The 20,826-nt window shown below is 56.2% G+C and carries 21 protein-coding genes; 16 read left to right on the forward strand and 5 right to left on the reverse strand.

Going from position 1 to position 20,826, the window contains the following annotated elements; translation table 11 throughout:
* The first annotated feature begins 65 nt into the window (after window positions 1-65).
* Window positions 66-1,025, forward strand: a complete 960-nt coding sequence (locus tag H7B67_RS30225) for a proline dehydrogenase family protein (protein ID WP_185123626.1) — start codon at window positions 66-68, stop codon at window positions 1,023-1,025.
* A gap of 49 nt (window positions 1,026-1,074) precedes the next feature.
* Here the strand turns inward: H7B67_RS30225 and H7B67_RS30230 are convergent, their stop codons facing one another.
* Window positions 1,075-1,938, reverse strand: a complete 864-nt coding sequence (locus H7B67_RS30230; RefSeq protein ID WP_185123627.1) for a helix-turn-helix transcriptional regulator — start codon at window positions 1,936-1,938, stop codon at window positions 1,075-1,077.
* Between the two features lie 132 nt (window positions 1,939-2,070).
* On the opposite strand from H7B67_RS30230, the gene H7B67_RS30235 reads away from it, so the two are divergent.
* Complete coding sequence (locus H7B67_RS30235) at window positions 2,071-3,462, forward strand: family 4 glycosyl hydrolase (protein ID WP_425353922.1); 1,392 nt, start codon at window positions 2,071-2,073, stop codon at window positions 3,460-3,462.
* 68 nt (window positions 3,463-3,530) lie between these two features.
* On the opposite strand, the gene H7B67_RS30240 is transcribed toward H7B67_RS30235, so the two are convergent.
* From H7B67_RS30240 to hxlA, 3 genes are all read right to left on the reverse strand, one after another.
* A complete protein-coding gene (locus H7B67_RS30240) occupies window positions 3,531-3,887 on the reverse strand; it encodes a winged helix-turn-helix transcriptional regulator (RefSeq protein WP_185123629.1) in 357 nt (118 codons plus the stop codon).
* Window positions 3,888-4,015: 128 nt separating this feature from the next.
* A complete protein-coding gene (gene hxlB / locus H7B67_RS30245; RefSeq protein ID WP_185123630.1) occupies window positions 4,016-4,576 on the reverse strand; it encodes a 6-phospho-3-hexuloisomerase in 561 nt (186 codons plus the stop codon).
* Between the two features lie 6 nt (window positions 4,577-4,582).
* Window positions 4,583-5,212 carry a 3-hexulose-6-phosphate synthase gene (gene hxlA, locus H7B67_RS30250; protein WP_185123631.1) on the reverse strand — a complete coding sequence of 210 codons (630 nt, stop codon included), beginning with the start codon at window positions 5,210-5,212 and terminating at the stop codon, window positions 4,583-4,585.
* Window positions 5,213-5,678: 466 nt separating this feature from the next.
* On the opposite strand from hxlA, the gene abc-f reads away from it, so the two are divergent.
* The 10 genes from abc-f (at window position 5,679) to H7B67_RS30300 (ending at window position 15,337) form a co-directional block, all read left to right on the forward strand.
* Window positions 5,679-7,586 carry a ribosomal protection-like ABC-F family protein gene (gene abc-f / locus H7B67_RS30255; protein WP_185123632.1) on the forward strand — a complete coding sequence of 636 codons (1,908 nt, stop codon included), beginning with the start codon at window positions 5,679-5,681 and terminating at the stop codon, window positions 7,584-7,586.
* Between the two features lie 121 nt (window positions 7,587-7,707).
* The gene (locus H7B67_RS30260; RefSeq protein ID WP_185123633.1) at window positions 7,708-8,400 is read left to right on the forward strand and encodes a response regulator transcription factor; all 693 of its coding nucleotides are present in this window, start codon (window positions 7,708-7,710) and stop codon (window positions 8,398-8,400) included.
* Window positions 8,397-9,650, forward strand: a complete 1,254-nt coding sequence (locus H7B67_RS30265) for an ATP-binding protein (protein ID WP_185123634.1) — start codon at window positions 8,397-8,399, stop codon at window positions 9,648-9,650. Before H7B67_RS30260 ends, H7B67_RS30265 begins: the two co-directional genes overlap by 4 nt.
* 98 nt (window positions 9,651-9,748) lie before the next feature.
* Window positions 9,749-10,510 (forward strand): ABC transporter ATP-binding protein, encoded by a 762-nt coding sequence (locus tag H7B67_RS30270; RefSeq protein WP_185123635.1) that lies wholly within the window; start codon window positions 9,749-9,751, stop codon window positions 10,508-10,510.
* Between the two features lies 1 nt (window position 10,511).
* Entirely contained in the window at window positions 10,512-12,857 is a 2,346-nt protein-coding gene (locus H7B67_RS30275) for an ABC transporter permease (protein WP_185123636.1), read from the forward strand.
* Window positions 12,858-12,991: 134 nt separating this feature from the next.
* Complete coding sequence (locus H7B67_RS30280; RefSeq protein WP_185123637.1) at window positions 12,992-13,249, forward strand: spore gernimation protein GerQ; 258 nt, start codon at window positions 12,992-12,994, stop codon at window positions 13,247-13,249.
* Between the two features lie 38 nt (window positions 13,250-13,287).
* Window positions 13,288-13,674 (forward strand): spore coat protein, encoded by a 387-nt coding sequence (locus tag H7B67_RS30285; protein ID WP_185123658.1) that lies wholly within the window; start codon window positions 13,288-13,290, stop codon window positions 13,672-13,674.
* Window positions 13,671-14,807, forward strand: coding sequence for a zinc-dependent alcohol dehydrogenase (locus tag H7B67_RS30290; RefSeq protein WP_185123638.1), 1,137 nt, complete (start codon window positions 13,671-13,673; stop codon window positions 14,805-14,807). Before H7B67_RS30285 ends, H7B67_RS30290 begins: the two co-directional genes overlap by 4 nt.
* A 30-nt stretch (window positions 14,808-14,837) precedes the next feature.
* Window positions 14,838-15,047 (forward strand): hypothetical protein, encoded by a 210-nt coding sequence (locus H7B67_RS30295; RefSeq protein ID WP_185123639.1) that lies wholly within the window; start codon window positions 14,838-14,840, stop codon window positions 15,045-15,047.
* Window positions 15,044-15,337: a spore coat protein gene (locus H7B67_RS30300; protein ID WP_185123640.1), complete on the forward strand. Its 294-nt coding sequence runs from the start codon at window positions 15,044-15,046 to the stop codon at window positions 15,335-15,337. Before H7B67_RS30295 ends, H7B67_RS30300 begins: the two co-directional genes overlap by 4 nt.
* Before the next feature lie 61 nt (window positions 15,338-15,398).
* On the opposite strand, the gene H7B67_RS30305 is transcribed toward H7B67_RS30300, so the two are convergent.
* Window positions 15,399-16,292 (reverse strand): LysR family transcriptional regulator, encoded by an 894-nt coding sequence (locus tag H7B67_RS30305; RefSeq protein WP_185123641.1) that lies wholly within the window; start codon window positions 16,290-16,292, stop codon window positions 15,399-15,401.
* A gap of 120 nt (window positions 16,293-16,412) precedes the next feature.
* Here H7B67_RS30305 and H7B67_RS30310 point away from each other — a divergent pair, with 120 nt between their 5' ends.
* From H7B67_RS30310 to H7B67_RS30325, 4 genes are all read left to right on the forward strand, one after another.
* Entirely contained in the window at window positions 16,413-16,898 is a 486-nt protein-coding gene (locus H7B67_RS30310) for a nucleoside deaminase (protein ID WP_185123642.1), read from the forward strand.
* 99 nt (window positions 16,899-16,997) lie between these two features.
* Entirely contained in the window at window positions 16,998-18,476 is a 1,479-nt protein-coding gene (locus H7B67_RS30315; protein WP_185123643.1) for a sensor histidine kinase, read from the forward strand.
* Entirely contained in the window at window positions 18,473-19,159 is a 687-nt protein-coding gene (locus H7B67_RS30320; RefSeq protein WP_185123644.1) for a response regulator transcription factor, read from the forward strand. The genes H7B67_RS30315 and H7B67_RS30320 overlap by 4 nt, the downstream gene beginning before the upstream one ends.
* 124 nt (window positions 19,160-19,283) lie before the next feature.
* The gene (locus tag H7B67_RS30325) at window positions 19,284-20,786 is read left to right on the forward strand and encodes an S-layer homology domain-containing protein (protein ID WP_185123645.1); all 1,503 of its coding nucleotides are present in this window, start codon (window positions 19,284-19,286) and stop codon (window positions 20,784-20,786) included.
* Window positions 20,787-20,826 lie beyond the last annotated feature (40 nt).

The following is a 20,826-nucleotide window of genomic DNA, read 5'->3' on the forward strand; positions in this document are numbered from 1 at the left end:
CAAGACGGATTTACCTTCCACGAGATAAGCTCTAGTAGCGAAACGGGAAGGGGAGATTACGGACCATGGATCATATCAAAGAATGGGAAGCCGCGTTCGCGGATGCCCTCAAATCGATTGCCCGGCGGTCGGATGTCAAGGCGTGCGTGGAGGCGGATCCCGTACTATATCCGTTGCTGCGGCGCGCGGCCGCTCGGTTCGTCACGGGAGACGCCAGGCAGGATGGCCTGACGATTGCAAGAAACTTAAGTTCGCTTGGGTATAGGGTGTCCCTAGAGTATATCGGCGAGAATACGACTGACGCGGAGGAATGCAATGCCGCTGCGAGAGAAATGGAGGAGCTGATCGGCGATCTTGGCTCAAGCAGGATGCTCGCCCGAGTCTCGTTCGACTTATCTCACATTGGCTTGCGCATCGATGACGAACTGGCTTACGAGAATTTAATGAAACTGGCGGCAACGGCGGATAAGAGCGGAATCGAGCTCTTCATCAGCATGGAGGAGTCGGCCAAGACCGATGAGATCCTGGCGATACACGAGCGCGCCGCCAGGATACATTCGCACGTCGGCATCACTCTGCAAGCCCACTTGCATCGCTCGGAAGAGGATGCGAGAAAGCTGCCCGCGAATTCGCTCGTTCGTGTCGTTAAGGGCGCCTACAAGGAGCCGGATACGATCGCGCTGCCGCGATCGGGGAAGCTGAACGAACGTTTCTTAACGATAACCGAACAATGCGTACGCAACGGACATCGAGTTTCCTTCGCCACTCATGACGAAAGCCTGATCGAGGAGGCGATCGCAAGGAAGTGGCCGGCGAGCGGCCGCTTTGAATTCGAGACGCTGTACGGAATTAAGCCCGATCTAAGCGCCGGTCTGCAAGAGAAGGGGCAACCGGTACGAATCTATTTGACCTATGGCCGGGAATGGTACTTGTACCTCTGCCATCGGATCGCGGAATTCCCGCCGAACCTCTATCGGGCCGTTACGGCCATGATCGGCGGAGAGGAGCTTCGGCCGCGTTATTGATCGATTCCAGAAAGAAGCCGTATCCCGTGAAAGATACGGCTTTTACCGTTCACCACACAAACCGGGAAGGCGGAACCTTGTAATACTTCTTGAACGCTTTCGAGAAGCTGAACGGATCCGGGTACCCGAGCCGTTCGGCAATCTGCTGAATGGAGAAGGTTCTGCTGTACAGCAGCTCGCGGGCCCGGTTCATTTTCAACTGATAGACATAAGCCCCGGGCGTGATTCCCAAAGCTTGCTTAAAATAGAGGATAAAGTACTTCTCCGACATGCCCGCTACTTCGGCAAGCTCCGCGACGCGAAGCGGGAGGTGCAGGCGTACTTCGATATGGGAGAGGACGGGCTGAAGCGCTTCGAGATTTGCCGTCCGCTTGTTGTCCGAAGCAAGGGCGGCGAAGCTTCCCCGATAATCCCCGCAGTCAAGCCGTTCCATGATCTTGGAGAGCAGGATCGTCAGCGCTCCCTTCAGGCGTATGCCCGACATGGGGGCGCTGCCGCTATATCGTTCGTGCGCTTCCAGGAAAGAAGGAAGCTCTTCCTCGACAAGCGAGCTGGCTAGTATGCCGGAGATCGGATAATTATCGAGAATCCGCAATTGGTTCCCCAAGCTGAAATCGAAGTGGATAAACGCAAACCGGCAGCCGGCTCCAAGCGACGAAGCCGTGTAGGCGACCGTCGGGCTGAATAGAATTAGGTCTCCCGCCGAGGCGACATGAACTTGATCGCGGATCCGAAGCTCGATCGTTCCTTCGCGAAGATACCACAGGTCGTAATCCGGATGCTGCTTGCTCTCGATCCAATCGGCCGGGTGATCCATCGTATTGGCGGCATTAACGCGAATTTGGATGTGCTCGGACAGCTCGTTGAAAAGATTCAGGTTCCCCAATTCCACTTTCACCGTACCTTTAGACAAAACGGATTTTCCCCATTATATCACGGTAATCTGCATGCGGATTCAAACCTTACCATATGACAGGTACGCCTTACTTTGCTGCATTCCGATTCCTCGCCGACATCCTATAATGGAGGCATGGAGGGGATAAACATGACCGTTCAAAAACCGAAGGTCGTCGTGTTGGGAGCAGGAAGCTTGTTCTTCGGAAGGCAATCCATCTGGCAAATGGTTCATTCGGAGCACCTGAATAAAGGAACGTTGGCCTTGGTCGATACCGACGCGGCGCGCCTGGACAAGATGGTGAAGCTCGCCCGGATGGTGGCGGCCGCCAATCGGGTCGAGCTGAAGATCGAAGGCTCGGTCGACCGTAGAGAAGTGCTTAAGGATGCGGATTTCGTCGTATTGAGTTTTGCCGAAGATACGGTGAAGTACAGGGGCATCGACTGCGCGGTTTCCGAGAAGTACGGCATTCGCATGTGCTCGGGAGATACGATCGGTCCGGGAGGGATTTTCCGGGCGATGCGCGAGCTGCCGGCGATCATGGACTGCGTTAAGGATATCGAGGAGCTCTGTCCGGACGCATGGGTTATCAACTACATTAATCCTTCCGCGGTTCACGGCATCGCGCTGTCGCGCTTTGCCCCGCAGCTCAAGAGCTTCGCGCTCTGCGACTCGCACCATATGCCGCATAAGAAGATCCTGTACGCACAGAGGGCGGGCATCATCGGGGAGAAAGGCGAGTATACCGCGGAGATCGACCGCAAGTTCGATATGCGCATCGCCGGCGTGAATCACTTTACGTGGCTGATCAAGGCGGAATACGAGGGCAAGGACGTTCTTCCGGATATCGCCGCGTCCATGAAGCGAACCGCGGAGACGGAGACGGTAGGGGGGGACGTCGGAGCGAAAGCGCTGTTCAACGATTCGATCAGCTATCAGCTCTATGAGATTTTCGGTTCCGTTCCGACCTGCACGGCGCATACGAAGGAGTATGTTCCTTACTATCAGGGTCTCGGAAAGCTGGAGGATGCCATTCCGCCGCTCTCGATCTGGGAGACGGAGGATCGGTATCGGCGCCATGAAGAGATGTGGGAACAGGTAGACGGATTCTTGAGCGGAGCCCTCCCGATCGAATCGTACATGGATTCCTTCGGTCCCGACCATGCGACGGATATCATCGAGAATATGGTCGCGGGACTCGGCAAGCCGTTCTTCATCAACACCTTGAACCGGGGAGCCGTCACGAATATGAATGACGATGCCTTCCTGGAGCTGCTATGCGAGGTCACGATGGACGGAGTGAAGCCGCTGCATGTCGGGGAGATGCCGCGGGGCATTCGGGGCATGCAGGAGCTCGTGCTGGATACGCACGAGCTGACGGCGGAGGCCGTCGTCGAGGGGAGCCGCGAGAAGCTGAGAAGAGCGATGCTGACGGACCCGCTCGTGCGATCGATCGCCGATGCCGACCGGATCATCGATGAGCTTCTCGAACTGGAGAAGGATGTCATTCCCGAGCGGTGGTATGCCAAGTCTATGGCATGAATACCGAAACGAGGCTGCTAAGGGTCGCAGCCTCGTTCTTTTCTTTATTCTTTGCATTAAGCTGACGGCTAGTCGGTCCAAACGACTTGCTCGCCGTATTTTTTGCCCCAATCGTACATGCTGCGCAGCACGGGCATGAGGCTTTCGCCATAGTCCGTCAGGGAATACTCGACGCGCGGCGGGACCTCCGGATAAAGCTTGCGGCTGACCAGCTTGTCTTCCTCCAGTTCGCGCAGCTGATGCGCAAGCATCTTCTGGGTGATATTCGGGATCAGCTTCCGAAGCTCGCTGAATCTCTTGGTGCCTTCGAGACCTAGGTGCCACAGAATGATCAGCTTCCACTTCCCGCCAATGACGGCAAGCGTCAGCTCCTTCTCGCAATTGATCTCTTTCAAGTTGATGCGATTTTTGACTTCCAGCGCCATCGGCCGTTCCCCCTAAGAAGAGTTTAAAAATGATAGCAAGTATACATAAGAAACTTAGGAGAGTCAAACGGTACGATAGGCGCGGTAGCAAAAAGACCGTTCAGATCGGTCGCCCGTCCGAAGGAAGGCTATTCGAGATTGGCATGATTGCCGTACATGACGTCCCCGCGAAGCTGCTTAAGCTCCATCAGTTTAAGTACGATGGCATCGTAGAACAGGAGCAAGCCTTGCTCGAACAAGCTTCCCATCGGTTGAACGGTCGAGGCGGAGGAAGCTTCTTTGCTCGCGGCGGGCAATGCCGCCACCGAATCGGACATAAGCGCTAGGGTAGACTCGGGATTAACGGTCACGAGCATGACCGAGGCGCCGATGCGTTTGGCTCTGTCGGCCATTCCGATCAGGCTTCCCGTCTCGCCCGAGCCGGAGCCGAGAACGAGGGTATCGGACGAAGAGATCGCCGGGGTGATCGTCTCGCCCACGACGAAGGCTTGGATGCCCAGATGCATAAGCCTCATCGCGAACGCTTTGCCCATCAGGCCGGAGCGCCCGGCGCCCGCGACGAACACGCGATTCGATTGCATGAGCTTGTCCGCGAAGGAATCGACCTTATTCGGCAATTCGGAAGCGCTCCCGATCAGCTTGTCCAATTCGCCGAGTATGACGGCCGCGTAAGGCACCGAAGAACTCATATCCGGTTACCCCTTGATCATCTGCCGCATTTGCGAAGCGACATCGGCTTTGTTCTCGGCGCCGGTAATGCCGCCGCCGACGATGACGAGATCCGGATTCGCGGAGATCGCTGCCTGAAGCGTGTGCAGCTTGATACCTCCGGCTACCGCGGTCTTCGCATTCCGGACGACGGATTTGATCGTTTGAAGCTCCTCGAAGGAGTTTTTGCCGGCGGCTTGCAGGTCGTACCCCGTATGGACGCAGATGTAATCGACGCCTAACGCGTCGATCTCCTTCGCGCGTGCCGCGATGTCTTTGACATTGATCATGTCGACCATGATCCTGCGGTTCTGCTTGCGGGCTTCCTCCACGGCTCCTCTGATCGTGGAGTCGTCCGCAGCGCCCAGAACCGTAATGATGTCGGCGCCCGCTTCCGCGGCTTTCATGATTTCATAGCCGCCGGCGTCCATGATCTTCAAGTCGGCAAGCACTTGAAGGGAAGGGAACGCTTCTTTGAGCGCTTTGACCGCGTGAAGCCCTTCGTTGATGATAATCGGCGTCCCGATCTCTACGATATCGACATAAGGCTCGACTTCCTTCACGAGCTCGATCGCTTCCGGTATGTTGACTAGATCCAGCGCAAGCTGCAATTCCATGGTTTAATCTCTCCTTGGGAATAAGTTTGGCGTTTCGTTCCGCAAGGAAGATCATAAAGCGGTTCGGCCTGTCGGGGAAGTACGCACTTCGGCGTGAGTTGGTTACGCCGGGGTAACCAATGGGCCGTCGCCGTTCTTCCGAACGATGAGTTTTACCTAAAATCCCCTTTCTATGGTGTTGCCAGTATGCTATAATACCTCTAATTATGTTTAAAGGGGGTGAGGTAGGTGAATCTCGAAATGGTCAATAACCGTCTTAGCCAGCTTCATTTGGAAATGACTGGCATCGCTCCGACATCTCTCGCGAACGGGATCCGTCTGTCCATTTTTGCTAATACGATTAACCCATTCGCGAGAAGACGCCTGCCTTGACCACGACGGAACGTTAGTCAAGAGCCGCGGCTTATTGCCGCGGCTCTTTATTGTTCGGGCAAGAAGGGTCTTCCATGAGCAGGAGGCTCTTACTATGATAATTGCAAACGTACAACAGCTTCGCAAATACCATTCGGCGAACCTTATTCTGGACGGAGCGACGTTCCAAATTCAGGAGCAGGAGAAGGTCGCCTTGATCGGCCGCAACGGCTCGGGCAAATCCACGCTTCTGCGAATCCTGTCCGGCTACGATCAGCCGGATGGAGGCTCCGTCTCGATCAAGAAGGATCTGCGGATCGGTTACTTGCCGCAGATCCCGGCCGAGTTCGAACGGATGACCCTTTACGAAGTGCTTGCGCACGGCTTTAATGACCTTTCGCAGCTTAAGCAAAAAATGTCGGAACTCGAACTCCGGATGGCGAGCCCGGAAGCCGCAGAACGACCGGAGCTGATGGGCAGTCTGTTGGCGGAATATACGGACGTCCAGGAGCGGTTCGAGCAAGGCGGCGGCTACGAGATGGATACGTCCATCGACCAGGTGGCGAGCGGGCTGCAGATCGCCAGGGAAGACGATTCGCGCCCTTTCCGAAGCTTGTCGGGGGGAGAGAAATCCCGGGTCGTGCTCGCCTCCCAGCTCGTCACCCGTCCGGGGCTGCTTCTGCTCGACGAGCCGACGAACCATCTCGATATGGCGGGGATCGAATGGTTGGAGCAATTCGTGCAACGGTACGACGGCGCCTGCGTCATCGTGTCGCACGACCGGTACTTCCTTGATGCGGTCTGCGGCAAAACGATCGAACTGGAGGATGGCGAAGCCCATCTCTATCACGCGTCCTACAGCGGGTACGTCAAAGAAAAGGAAGAACGTCTTCTGAGGCAGTTCGAGCTGTACCAAGAACAGCAGAAAAACATAAAGAAGATGAAGGAAACGATTCGGCAGCTCGAAGAGTGGGGACGGGTCGGAGGCAACGAGAAATTTTTCAAGCGGGCGGCTTCGATTCGCAAGGCGCTCGACAGGATGGAGAAGGTCAAGCGGCCGGCTTTGGAACGGAAATCGGCCGATTTCGCCATTAACCCTCTAGACCGTTCTGGCAACCGGGTCATCGAAATCGAAGGAATTGCCAAGCGGTTCGAAGACCGCGTTATTCTTAAGGATGCGGAAGGCGTCCTCTTCTACGGAGAGAACGTGGCGCTCGTCGGAGACAACGGTTCCGGCAAAACGACGCTGTTCAAGCTATTGTTAGGCGAGCTTGCTCCCGACTCCGGGCAGATCAAGCATGGCTCCCGCGTGGATATCGGTTATTTGGCGCAGCAGGAGCCTATCCAAGATCCTAAGCGGACGGTGCTCGATTATTTTCGCAAGGAAGGCGGTCTGGAGGAAGGGGAAGCGCGCGGCGTGCTCGCTCAATATTTGTTCTACGGCGCCGACGTGTTCAAGTCCCTGCAGTCTCTGTCCGGCGGTGAATGGACGCGTTTGCGGCTGGCTCTGCTCGTCAGGAGGAAGCCGAACCTGCTGCTCCTCGACGAACCGACGAACCATCTCGACATCGATTCGAGGGAAGCGCTCGAGGAGGCTCTCGAGGATTACCCGGGAACCGTGCTCGCCATCTCCCACGATCGTTATTTCATCAACCGTCTGGCCAAGAGGGTGTGGGAGCTGAAGGAAGGAGCCCTGACCGCGTATCTCGGCAATTATGACGAGTACCTGGCGGGCCGGCAGAAGCCACAATCGACGAAATCCGATCCGACCCGAATGATCAAGAAAGAGCCGGCGAAGAGCGAGCGGAAGCCGGTCCGCGGAGAGACTGGCGATCTTACTGCCGAGAAGCTGGAACATGAGATTCGGTTTATCGAAGAGGAGCTTAAACGGCTCGACGCGGAGTTGAACGGATTGAGCGGCATCGGGAACGAGGCGGACCTTGAAGCCCTGTGGCAACGGAGAGTAAAGCTGCAGGCGCGGCTGGAGGAGCATATGGAGCGATGGCTGGAGCTTGAGGATTAAGCGAGGCGAGCCCTCCCGATGAACGGGAGGGCTTCTTTCTTGCCGGGTTAGGTATTGACATCAATTGGAATGAACGATTGAATGGAATAGACCCTGGAAGGAATAAGGAGGTCGGGAACCGATGATTTACGACTGCCTGATCGTCGACGACGAAGTCGAGCTCGCGGAGGCGACATGCGAATATTTGAATCTGTGCGAGGTGCGATCGGCTTACGTAACGAGCTCGGAGGATTGCGAACGATTCCTGCGGGACAACGAAACGAAGCTGATCCTTCTCGATATTAATCTGGGCGAGACGTCCGGGTTCGAATTGTGCAAAAGGCTGAGGCAAACGACCGACGTGCCCATCCTCTTCATCAGCGCCCGTTCCAGCGACGACGACGTTCTGATTGCCCTGAACATAGGCGGCGACGATTATATCCGAAAGCCTTATTCGCTTAGCATTCTGCTGGCGAAAACGAAGGCGGTGCTGAAACGTTACGGCAGCGGCGGAAGCTCGGGTTCGGCGGATCGGCTGAGCTTCGGGAACGTGACGATCGACAGCCGGCTCGGCCGGGTTCGCGTCGGTGAAACGGAGGTTAAGCTCAAGGCGTTGGAATTGAAGCTGATCTGCTACCTGGCCAGAAACCGTAACCGGGTCGTCGCCAAGGACGAGCTGTTCCACAACGTATGGGGAGACTCCTTCACGGGCGACGGCACGCTTAACGTACATATTCGGCATTTGCGCGAGAAGCTGGAAGAGAACCCCAATGATCCTCGATATATCAAGACCGTATGGGGAACGGGCTACATCCTGGAGGACAATCCGTCGTGAAGACCAAGAGGCTGCTCTTGCTGATCGCTGCCGTTATCGCCGCCGGCGCCATTCTATCTTATCGGATTCTTCATTCCAACTTCGATATCGAAGTCGACGTCGTCGAGATCAACGAAGCGGCCAAAACGATCGAACAGGCGCTGGGAGCTTTCGATGCAGCCGATTTGAGCGCGATTCCTTACCCCTTCGCCGTAATCGACAGCGAGGGAACGGTTCTCTATCGATCGAGAGCGGACACCCCCGATACGGTATACGAGGCCATTCGCGAGAGAAGCACGATCGTAGACATTAAGATAAACGATGAAGTCGCTGGCAAGCTCTTGCTTAACCATGAGGATCGGCTGCAGGTGAAGGAAATCAAAGAGAAGCTGTTCGCCGTTCTGCTGACGGCATTCGTTCTGTTGGGCCTGTTAGGAGCAGCCTATCTTCTCTATCTGCAGCTCGCCGTATTTAAACCGTTCCGCAAGCTGCAGCGATTCGCGCTCCAAGTGGCGAGAGGGAATCTGGACCTCCCGCTTGCGATGGACAAGAACAACTTGTTCGGAGCGTTCACCGAGAGCTTCGATATCATGCGGGAGGAACTGTCCGCGGCCCGGCAGGGAGAATACGAAGCCAACCGCAGCAAGAAGGAGCTCGTCGCCAGCTTAAGCCACGATATCAAGACGCCGGTCGCTTCCATCAAAGCCTTAAGCGAATTGATGTTTCTGCAAGCAACCGACGAGAAAGCGATCCGGCAGCTTGGCGCGATCAATGCCAAGGCGGATCAGATCGATCTGCTCGTCACCGATATGTTCCACGCGACGCTGGAGGAGCTGCAGGAGCTTAAAGTGACGGTATCGGAAGAGTCCAGCGCGATCTTGGCCGGCATGGCCGCCGGCGAGATTCAACCGATCCGCTGCGATCCGATTCCGGAATGCATCGTACGGATGGATCCGATGCGACTGCAGCAGGTTCTGGACAACGTTCTGAGCAACTCTTACAAATACGCCGCAACCCCGATCTCGATTTCTTCGCGCATCTCGGGATCTTTTCTCGAGCTAAGCATATCGGATTACGGCCCCGGCGTCGGCCGAGACGAGCTGCCCTTGCTTTTCCATAAATTTTACCGGGGCAGCAATTCGGAGAGGCACGGCGGTTCGGGACTCGGCCTCTATCTATCCCGGTACTTCATGAAGAACATGGACGGCGACATCGAATGCTATAACCGCGAAGAGGGGTTCACGGTCACGCTTAAATTGAAACTCGCTTAAAGAATTAAGAAATGGTTAAGAACCGGGCAAAGATCGGCTAAGATTTGCTCCTGTATGATGAGAGACAGAATAACCATTTCATTTAAGGGAGCGCGCATATGGGAAGAACGTTGATCCGAACGGAGAAGCTGTGCAAATCATTCTCGAATGACGGAAACCAGCAGCACGTATTGAAAAATTTGGATATGAGCTTGATGGAAGGAGACTTCACCGTCATCATGGGAAGCTCCGGGTCGGGCAAGTCGACCCTGCTCTATGCGATCAGCGGCATGGACAAGCCGACGCTCGGAGAGATTCATTTCGACGGTCAAGAGATCTCCAAGCTTAGCAACGACCGGCTGGCGAAATTCAGAAGGGATTATTGCGGATTCGTGTTCCAGCAGATCTGCCTGCTGGATAACATGAGCGTGCTCGACAACGCCCTTACGAGCGGCTTGCTTCTCAGCAGGAATAAAAAGAAGATCGCGGCTAAAGCCAAGGAATTGTTCAAGAGAGTCAGCTTAAGCGAATCGTCCTGGGGCAAATTCCCTTCGCAGCTGTCCGGAGGAGAAGCGCAGAGAGCCGGAATCGTTCGGGCATTGATCAACGATCCGAAGATCGTGTTCGCGGACGAGCCGACCGGCGCACTCAATTCCGTCTCGAGCGGCAACGTGCTAGACGTCTTAACCGATATTCACCGGAACGGCCAGAGCATCGTCATGGTCACCCACGACATCAAGTCCGCCTTGCGCGGCAATCGGGTGATCTACCTGCGCGACGGCATCATCTGCGGAGACCTTGGTCTCGGTCCCTATTCCCCGGAACTAAATTCAGGAAGGCAGGAGAGATTAAAAGACTTCCTAGCCGAGATGGGGTGGTAGCATGAAGATCGCACGTCTCGCCATCGCCAATATCCGCAACGGCAAAAGCGCAGCGCTCTCGCAGCTCGTCCTGATCTTCATTGCCGCCTTGCTGCTTACGACGGGCATGACGGTGATCGGCCAGATCGGCAGCTTCTTCGACCGGAAGACCGATCAGCTGCGCGACCCGCACGCGGTCATGATCATCGAAGAGGCGCAATTCAAACCGGAGTACGAACAGTTTGTCCGATCCTATCCCGGGGTCTCCTCCGCCGAGGCGGAACCGATCTTGCTCTTGAACGGGACGAATTTTCTATTCAATCATAGCAACATGTCGATCGGGACGGTCATCCTGAACGCGGAGAAGGAGAGATCGCTTTCTCCGCTGAATCTGATCGAGACATCGAAGACGGCTACCGCCGAAGACATCTATTTATCTTATAGTTTTAAAGTGAGCGGAGGCTACCAGCTGGGAGATTCCTTCACCTTCCACTACAAGGAGAAGGACTACCGGTTTCGCGTCGCGGGCTTCTTCGAAACGACGATGATGGGATCGCAGAGCATGGGAAGCTTCAAGTTTTATTTAGCGGATGCCTCCTATCGTAACCTAGCCGATTCGCTGGGCGAGTCCTCCGGAGGCCGATTGTTATCCGCAACGCTCGGCGACCGTTACGAGGGAGCTGAGCTTCTAAGCGATTTCAAGCGCGCGTTCCCCGAGATGGATACCCCGAACAATTCCGATTATACGTGGCAGATCGATGTCGGGACGGTGAAAAGCACGAGCACGATGACCGTCAATATTGTCGCCATGCTTCTTATCGCCTTTGCGTCGGTTATCGTACTGGTCTGCTTGATCGTCATCAAGTTCCGGGTATCGAACAGCATCAAGGACGGCATGAGAAACATCGGCATTCTTCAAGCCATCGGCTATACGAACGGGCAAATCCTCTTCGCGTTCGTTCTGCAATTCGCGGGAATCGCATTCGTCGGAAGCGTCGCGGGCGTTGCCGCTTCCCATGCGGCGATGCCGTTCTTCGGCAGTGTGATCAGCAGCTTATCCGGGCTTCGATGGAGCGGGAGCTTCGACCTCGCGGTCCAATTCGGCAGCTTGTTCCTGGTCGTGGCGCTCGTGTTGGCGGTTACGCTGCAATCCTCGCTGCGCATCCGCAAGCTCGCGCCCGTTGCCGCCCTTCGCGGAGGAATCGCGACTCACAGCTTCCGCAGGAACTATTTTCCTCTGGAACGGTCCAGAGGCGGCCTGGATTACGTTCTCGCCTTAAAGGCGATGATGGCCGGGCGCAAGCACAACGCCATGATTGCTTTGATTATGGCCGCCGTCACCTTCGGCTCGATCTTCTCCATCATTCTGTACTATAACGTCGCCAAGGACAAAACGGCCTTTATCCATCTGGTCGGAGTGGAAACGTCCAACGTATTGGTTACGGCGAATTCCGGAGAGAATGGACAACGGCTTCGAGAATCGTTGGAGAAGGAGGTCGGAGTCGATAAGGTGACGGTTCTGGATCTCGTCGAGACGAGGATGGAAGGAGAGACCGTCTACACGAACCTGTCCGACGACTTCGGGAGGCTCGAGAACAATACGGCCTACGAAGGGCGGCATCCGAAATACGACAACGAGATTTCGATCTCCTGGCTGATCGCCAAAAAATTGGATAAGCGCATCGGCGATACGATTCAGGTGGAAGCGGGGGGAAGAACGTATTCGTACCTCGTAACCGGGTTCAGCCAGGAGATCAACAACATGGGGCAGGTCGCGAATTTGACCTTGACCGGCATGCGGCATCTGATTCCGGACTACCGAGCGACATCGTTTCACGTCTACTTGGAGGGCAAGTCCAACGAGCCTTTTATTTCCGATATCAAAGAGAAGTACGGGGATGCCATTCGAGATGTCATCGACGTCGACGAGACCTTGAAGAGTCAGACCGGCACCTACGTGTCAGCCGTGTTCGCCATCATGGTAGTCGTTCTGACTTCTACGGTGCTGGTAATGGCGTTAATCCTTTACTTGGTCATCCAAACGTCGATCCTGAAGCGCAAGCAAGAGTTCGGCATACAGAAAGCCCTCGGCTTCAGCGCTTTGCAGCTGATGAATCAGATCGCGATAAGCTTCGTTCCCGTCGCGGTTGCGGGAGTGTTCATCGGATGTCTGCTCGGCTGCTTGTGCACCAATCCGCTGCTTGCGCTGCTCTTCTCCAGCACGGGAATAAAGAGCGTTCAATTTGTCGTCAACGTGCCGGTGATTGCCGCAGTCGGGGCCGTCATCGTCATTCTCGCTTATATCATCTCGCTGCTTGTTTCTCGACGCGTTCGCCATTTATCGGCCTACAGCTTGATCGTGGAATAAGCGAATGCAGCTCCATATCCTCGCACGAAGCCGACTTCCGGTCGGCTTTTTGCATGTTTATTTAAACTCTAAGCATAAGGCTTCCTTCGCAGGACACCCTAGCTCTATCTATTTCGCATGAGGGAGGGGTAGACTTGCTTAACGACAAGAAGACGAGAACTTTGGCCGATCATGAAGCGTTGGAGCTTCATGAAGCGCTGAACTTCAAGACTTTGTGCTTGGCCAAGTCCAAGCTCATGCAAGGGCTGGTCTTCGATCAAGAGCTTCGAGCTCTGATGGAGAAAGACGTGCAAATGAACATTCAAGCGATAACCGATCTTCAACGGATTTACTCGGAAGCGAAATTCGCATCCGAAATCCCAGAGTTCAGGCCAACCCCGATTTTGAATTAAGGAAGGAGAACGACATGGAATCGAATCAAGCGGATCCGATCCGGATGGATGCCCTCGATCCGGCGAATTCGTTGAACATGCCGGAGATGACGGATATGACGCTCGCGACGGATTTTCTCGTCCGGGCGAAGGAAGGCGTTCGCAACGCGGCTGTCGCGTTGACGGAGGCCGTCAGCCCTGAAGCGAGAACGCTGCTTAAATACCAGCTGAAGCAGGGAATCCAACTGCATCGGGAGATCGCCGAGCTCATGGTTCGGAAGAATTGGTTCCATCCCTACGAGCTCGAGGAACAGTTCAAGCTGGACGGGCTGTCCGCCGTGAATACCGTAGAAATCGCCAAGCAAAAGCTGTTCCCGGACCCCGCGAACCGCAAAGGGATGTTCGACCGAACTCCGGACGAGCCCAAGGGAGGACCGCCCGCATGAAGGCCGTGACGTATCAAGGGATAAAGAACGTGGCCGTCAAGGATGTGCCGGACCCAAAGATCGTAAAGCCCGACGATGCGATCGTTCGCCTCACGACGACCGCCATCTGTGGTTCGGATCTGCATCTGCTTCACGGGATGATTCCGAATCTTCATGAGGATTACGTGATCGGGCACGAGCCGATGGGAATCGTCGAAGAGGTAGGACCCGAGGTCACCAAGCTGAAGAAAGGCGACCGCGTCGTCATCCCTTTCACGATCGCGTGCGGGGATTGTTATTATTGCCGAAACCAATTGGAGAGCCAATGCGATAATTCCAACGAAAATGGCGAGATGGGAGCTTACTTCGGGTATTCGGGAACGACGGGCGGATATGCCGGCGGTCAAGCGGAGTTTTTGCGGGTTCCGTACGCGAATTTCACCCATTTCAAGCTTCCCGAAGCCTGCGAGCTGCCGGATGAGAAGCTGTGCCTGATCGCGGATGCGATGCCGACGGCCTATTGGAGCGTCGACAATGCGGGAGTCAAGAAAGGGGACACGGTCGTCGTCGTCGGTTGCGGACCGGTCGGCCTTATCGCCCAGAAGGCGGCTTGGTTCAAAGGAGCCGGCCGGGTCATCGCCGTCGATTATTTGGAGTATCGGCTGGAGCACGCCAAGCTGACGAACAAGGTCGAGATCTTGAATAGCGCCACCGCGGCGAATGCGGGAGAGCAGATTCGGGAAATGACCAAGGGAGGCGCGGACGTCGTTATCGATTGCACGGGCATGAGCGGCAAAATGACGCCGATGGAGTCGCTGGCCTCGGGACTTAAGCTGCACGGGGGAGCGATAGGCGGCCTCCTCATCGCGACGCAGTCGGTGCGCAAGGGCGGAACGATCCAGATCACGGGCGTTTACGGCGGCAGATACAACGCTTTTCCTCTCGGGGATATTTTCCAACGCAACGTGAACGTCCGGACGGGACAAGCGCCGGTCATTCACTATATGCCGTATATGTACGAATTGATTCAGTCGGGCAAGCTGGATCCCGGAGACGTCGTCACCCATGTGCTTCCCCTAAGCGAAGCGAAACGGGGTTACGAGATCTTCGATACCCGGCAAGATAATTGCATCAAGGTTGTCCTCAAGCCTTAAAGCGATCCCCTACTGGAAAGGAGCTTCCCCATGAGTTACGCGTTGCACGAAATCCTCGAGGTTCATGAGCTGGCGGCCATCAAGGCGGCAACCCTGACGAAATCGAAGACGATGCAGCTTCTCGTATCGGACCCGGCCTTGAAGAGGATCATGCAGCAAGACGTTCTGGCGTCGACCCGACATCTTCAAGAGTTCGAGAAACTGCTCTCCGAGGCAGCCCGTCAGGAGGTTACGTCATGAATCCGCTGCTCGAGCGTCTTATGGGCATGCACACGATCACCGATCAAGTGATCGCGACGGACCTTCTGAATTCGGCCAAGGGCGCCGTTCGCAATTACGCCATGGCCATAACGGAGGCCATCTCCCCGGAGATCCGAAGCGTATTGGAACAACAGTTGGACGACGCCATCGCCCTTCACGAGCAAATCGTCGCGTATATGCTGGATAAAGGCTGGTACCATCCGTGGAATCTGAAGGAACAGCTGGAGTCGGACATTCGCGCTATCCGGACGGCAATGGCCATTCCATGAACCAGGCTATGCCAGGAAGGCACCAAACAAGCCGTTTCCCATCGGGAGTCGGCTTGTTTGTTCATCCCTTGTCTCCACTAGATTGAAGCAGCTCGATAAAGTGAAGCGCGGCTTTCGAGAGGCGGCGATTCCGGAGAGCGACAAGGCCGACGGAAGACGTCATTCCCGCTTCGTCGGCTATCTTATGGGAGACGATAGGATATCCGGGATGCTGCTTGAGCAGCGTCTCGGGGACGATGGAGACGCCGAACCCGGACGACACCAGATTCATGAGCAAGGCGATGTCCGAGCATTCCCCGAGCAAATTGGGTTCCAATTGAAGCTCGGCGAAGGCATTCAGAATCAAATAATGAACGCCTAAGCCTTGCGTGCTCGGAAGCAGAAGGGGCAGCTCGCTAAGCTCGGCAAGGGAGACTTCCCGGTCGAGGTCAATCGGAAGATCGCCGGAAGAAATCAAGTAGAAGGGCTCCTGATCGAAATGCAGCACGGCAAGATCGTCCCCAAGGTCGAGAGGCAGCCTTATAAACGCCAGTTCGACGGCACGGCTTCGAACCAATTGACATAGGTGGGAGGACTCGCTCTGCTGAATCTTGTAGGAGATCTTCGGATACCGGAGCCGGAAGCGGCGAAGAAGCTCGGGAAGCTCCTCGACGGACAATGTGTTCACTCCGATCGCCAGCTTGCCGTTCATGCCGCTTCCGACCTCTTGGACCTCCGTCTTGGCCGCTTCCATCAGTTCAACCATCTGCAGGGCGTATTCGTACAGCCGATGGCCCGCTTCGGTAATCCCCAACGTTTTGCCGTTTCTCTCGACGAGCGGGGTGCCGAGTTCCTCTTCCATGGCCTTCAACTGTTGGCTTAAGGGGGGCTGGGATAGATGAAGCCGCTTGGCGGCGGCGGATACCGTCCGTTCCTCCACGATAGCGATAAAATAACGCAGTTGCCGAATATCCAATTCGGGCACTCCTTTCGGGACTATATGAAAAACCTTATCTAAAGCGATAGTTTTATATATTTCTCCTATCGATCTCCCCATGCTACCATGAAAGCAACCGGAATAACAGGAGGGACGACGATGATAGACGATATCGATCTTAAGCATCTGCGCCGTTGCGTCGAGCTGGCGGAGCAAGCGCTGAATTCGGGAGACGAGCCGTTCGGCTCCGTTCTTGTGTCCGCAGAAGGCGAAGTGCTGCTGGAAGATCGCAATCGCGTGGCGGGCGGCGACCATACGCAGCACCCGGAATTCGCGCTGGCGAGATGGGCGGCGAATCATATGACGGCGGAAGAACGGAGCCGTGCGACGGTTTATACGTCCGGCGAGCATTGTCCGATGTGCGCCGCGGCCCACGGCTGGGCAGGACTGGGACGCATCGTTTACGCGAGCTCCTCTTCCCAATTGGCGGAATGGCTCGGGGAGTGGGGGGTTCCGCCGTCGCGGGTTCGGCCCCTGCAGATTCAAGAGGTCATTCGCGACGCGGATGTCGAAGGACCCGTTGCGGAGTTGGCGGAGCAAGTGAAGGAGCTGCATCGCCGATTGAGGGCGAACGCCAAGCCATAAAGCGAAGAACCGTTTCTCTCGAGCGAGGAGCGGTTCTTTCTCATGAAGGGCGAAAGTCCCATAAGCGAGACAAACTTACTTAAGAAAGGGGTGTGGCGATTGTCCATTCGATTTCGGCTGTTGGCGAGCTTCAGCACGGTGTTCGCCGTGGCCGTCGTCCTCTTCACGTTGATCTCCTACTTGCTCTCCGTTGCGATTACGGGCGACATGAAGAGCGTCAGCCGATTCTATAAAATCCATTATTCCTTGCATCCGTTGACCGACGAGGAGGAGACGATCTTCCTCGATCTCAAGTATATGGCCAAGCAGGATTCGGAACAGCTAACCGACGAGGCGCTGCTCGCGCAATACGATCAACAGTTGAAAATGGTGCAGGCCGGCTTATTCGTCAGGAGAGACGATGAGCTGATTTATGCGTCGCCGTCGATCGGGGAGCCGGAGATGAGGTCGGCGCTTCCCGCCTACGATGCGGCTAATCTGTCGATCCGCAGCACGCTTAACGTCGGCAACCGGTTTTTCTCTTATGCCAAGTTCGACTTCCCTTACCCGGACGGTTCGATGGGCAGCTTGTACGTGATGAAGGAACGAAGCCCGTTCGCGGAGCTCGTTCGGACGCTGCTTCCGATTCTGATCGCGGTCCTGCTGGCCGTTATCGTGCTGACCGGCTTGCTGCTATATCGCTACCTCACGAGGACGATGATCCGCCCGCTTGAGGTGCTGAAGCGCTCGGCCGAGCAGATCAAGGAAGGCGACCTTCAATTCGAGCTCAAGCCTCATTCTCGCGACGAGATCGGCCAACTAAGCCAAACGTTCGAGGAGATGAGAAGGAGATTAAACGAGTCGATTCAGCTGCAGCTTCAATATGAGGAGAACCGCAAAAGCCTGATCTCGGGAATCTCCCACGACCTCAAGACGCCGATCACGACGATCAAAGGATATGTCGAAGGGATCCGGGACGGGGTGGCGGATTCGCCGGCCAAGCTCGATAAATACGTCGGGACCATCTATGCGAAGGTGAACGAGATGGGCCGATTGGTCGATGAATTGCTTCTCTATTCCAAGTTGGATCTCAGGCGCGAGCCTTATTCGTTCGAGCGCATCGATCTGGCGGCGTTCGCTCGCGACGCTGCGGAAGAAGCCGCCTTGGAACTGGAGGGCAGAGGTGTAACGGTCGACCTGAACGTCATGGCGAATGCTCCCATTCCCGTCCTGGCAGATCGTTCCAAGCTGAAGCGCGCGCTCGATAATTTGATCCAGAACAGCGCGAAGTTCATGAGCAAGCCCGAGAAGAGAATCGAAGTTCGCGTCGCGATCGATGGCCGCCATGCTCTGCTTGAAGTGACGGACAACGGCCCGGGCATTCCCGCGGAGTCGCTGCCTTATATTTTCGAGCGGTTCTATCGGGGAGACGCTTCCCGTAACAGCGGAACGGGAGGCAGCGGACTCGGTCTCGCCATCGCGAAGCAGATCGCGGAAGGCCACAGGGGGACGATAAAAGCGAACAGTATTGCAGGCGAAGGAACGAGAATGACGATTCGGCTTCCGCTGGCCGATAATGGAAACGAGGACACGGAATGAAACGAATCTTGATCATTGAGGACGAAGTGCCGATCGCGGAGCTGGAGCGGGATTACTTCGAATTGAACGGTATGCAGGCCGAGCTTGCCCACGATGGTCCGAAGGGATTGGAGAAAGCGCTCGGGGATCGATACGATCTCATCGTGCTCGATCTGAATCTGCCTGGCGCGGACGGGTTGGAGCTCTGCCGGATGATTCGGAGCAAGCTCGACGTTCCGATTCTGATCGTGTCCGCCCGGGACGAGGAGATCGATAAGATCCGCGGCTTCGGGTTCGGCGCGGACGACTATGTCACGAAGCCGTTCAGCCCGAGCGAGCTGATCGCGCGAGCTAAAGCGCATATGACCCGTTATGAGCGGCTGGCGGGAAGGACGCCGGATTCGGAGCAGATACGCATCCGCGAGCTGACGATCGACCGTTCCGCCAGAAGGGTTTACGTGCGGGGAGAGGAAGCCATTCTGACGACAAGGGAATTCGACGTCCTCGCGTTCATGGCTCAGCATCCGAACCGGGTATTCAGCAAGGAGGAGCTATTCGAGCGGCTCTGGGGACTGGAATCCGCGGGAGATATCTCGACCGTGGCGGTGCACGTCCGACGGGTCCGGGAGAAGATCGAAGCTATGCCCTCCGATCCGCAATTTATCGAGACGGTATGGGGCGCAGGGTATCGCTTCACCGTCTGAGAGGCGGAATTGTTATGCCGCCGTTCATAAATTGTTAATCTCTCCTTGCGGGATTGTTCAAACCTTGGCGCTACGATAGAGAAGAGCCAGACGAAACCGACGATCCCAAGGAGGAATACACGCGATGAAGCAAGAAACTCGTACGATAGCAATATGGACGCTCGCCGCCGCGATTGGCGTCGCCGCCCTAGGTCCGGTGTCCGCATCCGCCGCGACTCCAACCGCTGCAACGAAGGCTATTGTCCTGAATGAGGCCATGGATGCCGTCGTCTCGCAAGCGATCAAGCAGCTATCCGATCAAGGCGTTCTACAAGGGTATGAGAACGGTACGGTTCGTCCGAACCAAGCGGTCACTCAAGCGGAAGCCGCTAAGCTGATCGTTCTCGCGCTGGGGCTTCGGCCGACATCCTCTTCGAGCTCTTCGCTAAGTAACGAGCATAACGGCAAGTGGTATGCGGACTACGCGAAGACGGCCATCGATAACGGCCTGTTATCGGCAGCCGACTTCCAGCCGAACAAGCCGGTTTCCGAGCAGGAGCTGGCAGGCATGGTCGCCAAGGCGCTGCAGCGGGATGCTTTGTCCGCCAGAAGCTGGATGGAAGCGATCAGCGACGGCAACGCCCAAGCTGCTCGCGGAGAGGCAGCCCGCCTCCTGGTGAAGGCGGAAACATCCGTCCGCTCCGAGAACGCGCGCATCGTCTCCGTGAAGGCGCTGAACTCCATTGCGCTGGAGGTCACGACGAGCGGTCCTCTGACGCTGGAAGACAAGACGATCGAACGGTCGGCGGAGACGTTCCGATTCGACGGCGGTCTGACGATCGTCAATCAGCCCCGCCTGAAGACAGGTTCGGCGAACACGTACATCGTTCCGGTTACGACAATGGAAGAAGGCAAATCTTACACGCTCACCTATAAAGGGCAACAGAAGCTTACTTTCACGGGAAGCGGAGAGCTCATTCGATTCGAACAAGCCCGTCAAGTCGCAAACGATACGTTCGAGGTCGAAGCCCTTCTCTCCGAAGGCGTCGTCGATTACGGCTATATCATCTCCGCCTACGCGGACGGCCGCGGCGCGAACGCGCTCGTCTTGGGAGACGGGCTTACGCTGAACGGCAAATCCTTGCAGGTCATCCCATCGCTGCGCAACCGGACGGCCGTATTGACTCCGGATGGCGGCGAGCCGATGACGGTGTCTTACGTCGGCTACACTCAATCGACGGACGGCAAGCAGGAGCCGAAGTTCCGTCTGCCGGCCGGCAAGAAGCTGGAGCCGGGAGTCGCTTATCGCTTATCCGCGGACTGGTTCGAGACGAAGAACGCTTCGTTCGTCGCCGGCGACGTGGCGCCGCTCGTCATCGCTTCGGCGCAAGCGACGGACGCCAAGACGTTAACGGTTACGCTGAATGGCGATCCGGGAGACGAGCTGTTCGCCTTCCGATCCGTGAAGCTGGAAGGGGACGACGGCTCGGAGTGGACGGCGCAATACCGGGTGCAGACCCGGAAGGGGGCAACCGGCGTATTCGATCTTCAGAACGGCGGAGAGCTGAAGAGCGGTGTGAACTACAAAGTATCGCCGGTCGGAGATTGGGCCACGGCAGCGGGCGAAGCGATTTTTATCAAAGCATAATAAAATGGCGCGTTAAGGGAAGAGGCTGTCCCATAAGTCA

This window comes from Cohnella thailandensis (assembly GCF_014212135.1).
Lineage (GTDB): Bacteria > Bacillota > Bacilli > Paenibacillales > Paenibacillaceae > Cohnella > Cohnella thailandensis.

Bases quoted from the DNA above. Each gene is read 5' to 3' on its own strand.
- H7B67_RS30290 (WP_185123638.1), top strand. From the start codon at position 13,671: ATGAAGGCCGTGACGTATCAAGGGATAAAGAACGTGGCCGTCAAGGAT.
- H7B67_RS30240 (WP_185123629.1), bottom strand. From the start codon at position 3,887: ATGGCGCTGGAAGTCAAAAATCGCATCAACTTGAAAGAGATCAATTGC.
- hxlB (WP_185123630.1), bottom strand. From the start codon at position 4,576: ATGAGTTCTTCGGTGCCTTACGCGGCCGTCATACTCGGCGAATTGGAC.
- H7B67_RS30275 (WP_185123636.1), top strand. From the start codon at position 10,512: ATGAAGATCGCACGTCTCGCCATCGCCAATATCCGCAACGGCAAAAGC.
- hxlA (WP_185123631.1), bottom strand. From the start codon at position 5,212: ATGGAATTGCAGCTTGCGCTGGATCTAGTCAACATACCGGAAGCGATC.
- H7B67_RS30270 (WP_185123635.1), top strand. From the start codon at position 9,749: ATGGGAAGAACGTTGATCCGAACGGAGAAGCTGTGCAAATCATTCTCG.
- H7B67_RS30235 (WP_425353922.1), top strand. From the start codon at position 2,071: ATGACCGTTCAAAAACCGAAGGTCGTCGTGTTGGGAGCAGGAAGCTTG.
- H7B67_RS30325 (WP_185123645.1), top strand. From the start codon at position 19,284: ATGAAGCAAGAAACTCGTACGATAGCAATATGGACGCTCGCCGCCGCG.
- H7B67_RS30310 (WP_185123642.1), top strand. From the start codon at position 16,413: ATGATAGACGATATCGATCTTAAGCATCTGCGCCGTTGCGTCGAGCTG.
- H7B67_RS30260 (WP_185123633.1), top strand. From the start codon at position 7,708: ATGATTTACGACTGCCTGATCGTCGACGACGAAGTCGAGCTCGCGGAG.
- H7B67_RS30295 (WP_185123639.1), top strand. From the start codon at position 14,838: ATGAGTTACGCGTTGCACGAAATCCTCGAGGTTCATGAGCTGGCGGCC.
- abc-f (WP_185123632.1), top strand. From the start codon at position 5,679: ATGATAATTGCAAACGTACAACAGCTTCGCAAATACCATTCGGCGAAC.
- H7B67_RS30320 (WP_185123644.1), top strand. From the start codon at position 18,473: ATGAAACGAATCTTGATCATTGAGGACGAAGTGCCGATCGCGGAGCTG.
- H7B67_RS30225 (WP_185123626.1), top strand. From the start codon at position 66: ATGGATCATATCAAAGAATGGGAAGCCGCGTTCGCGGATGCCCTCAAA.
- H7B67_RS30300 (WP_185123640.1), top strand. From the start codon at position 15,044: ATGAATCCGCTGCTCGAGCGTCTTATGGGCATGCACACGATCACCGAT.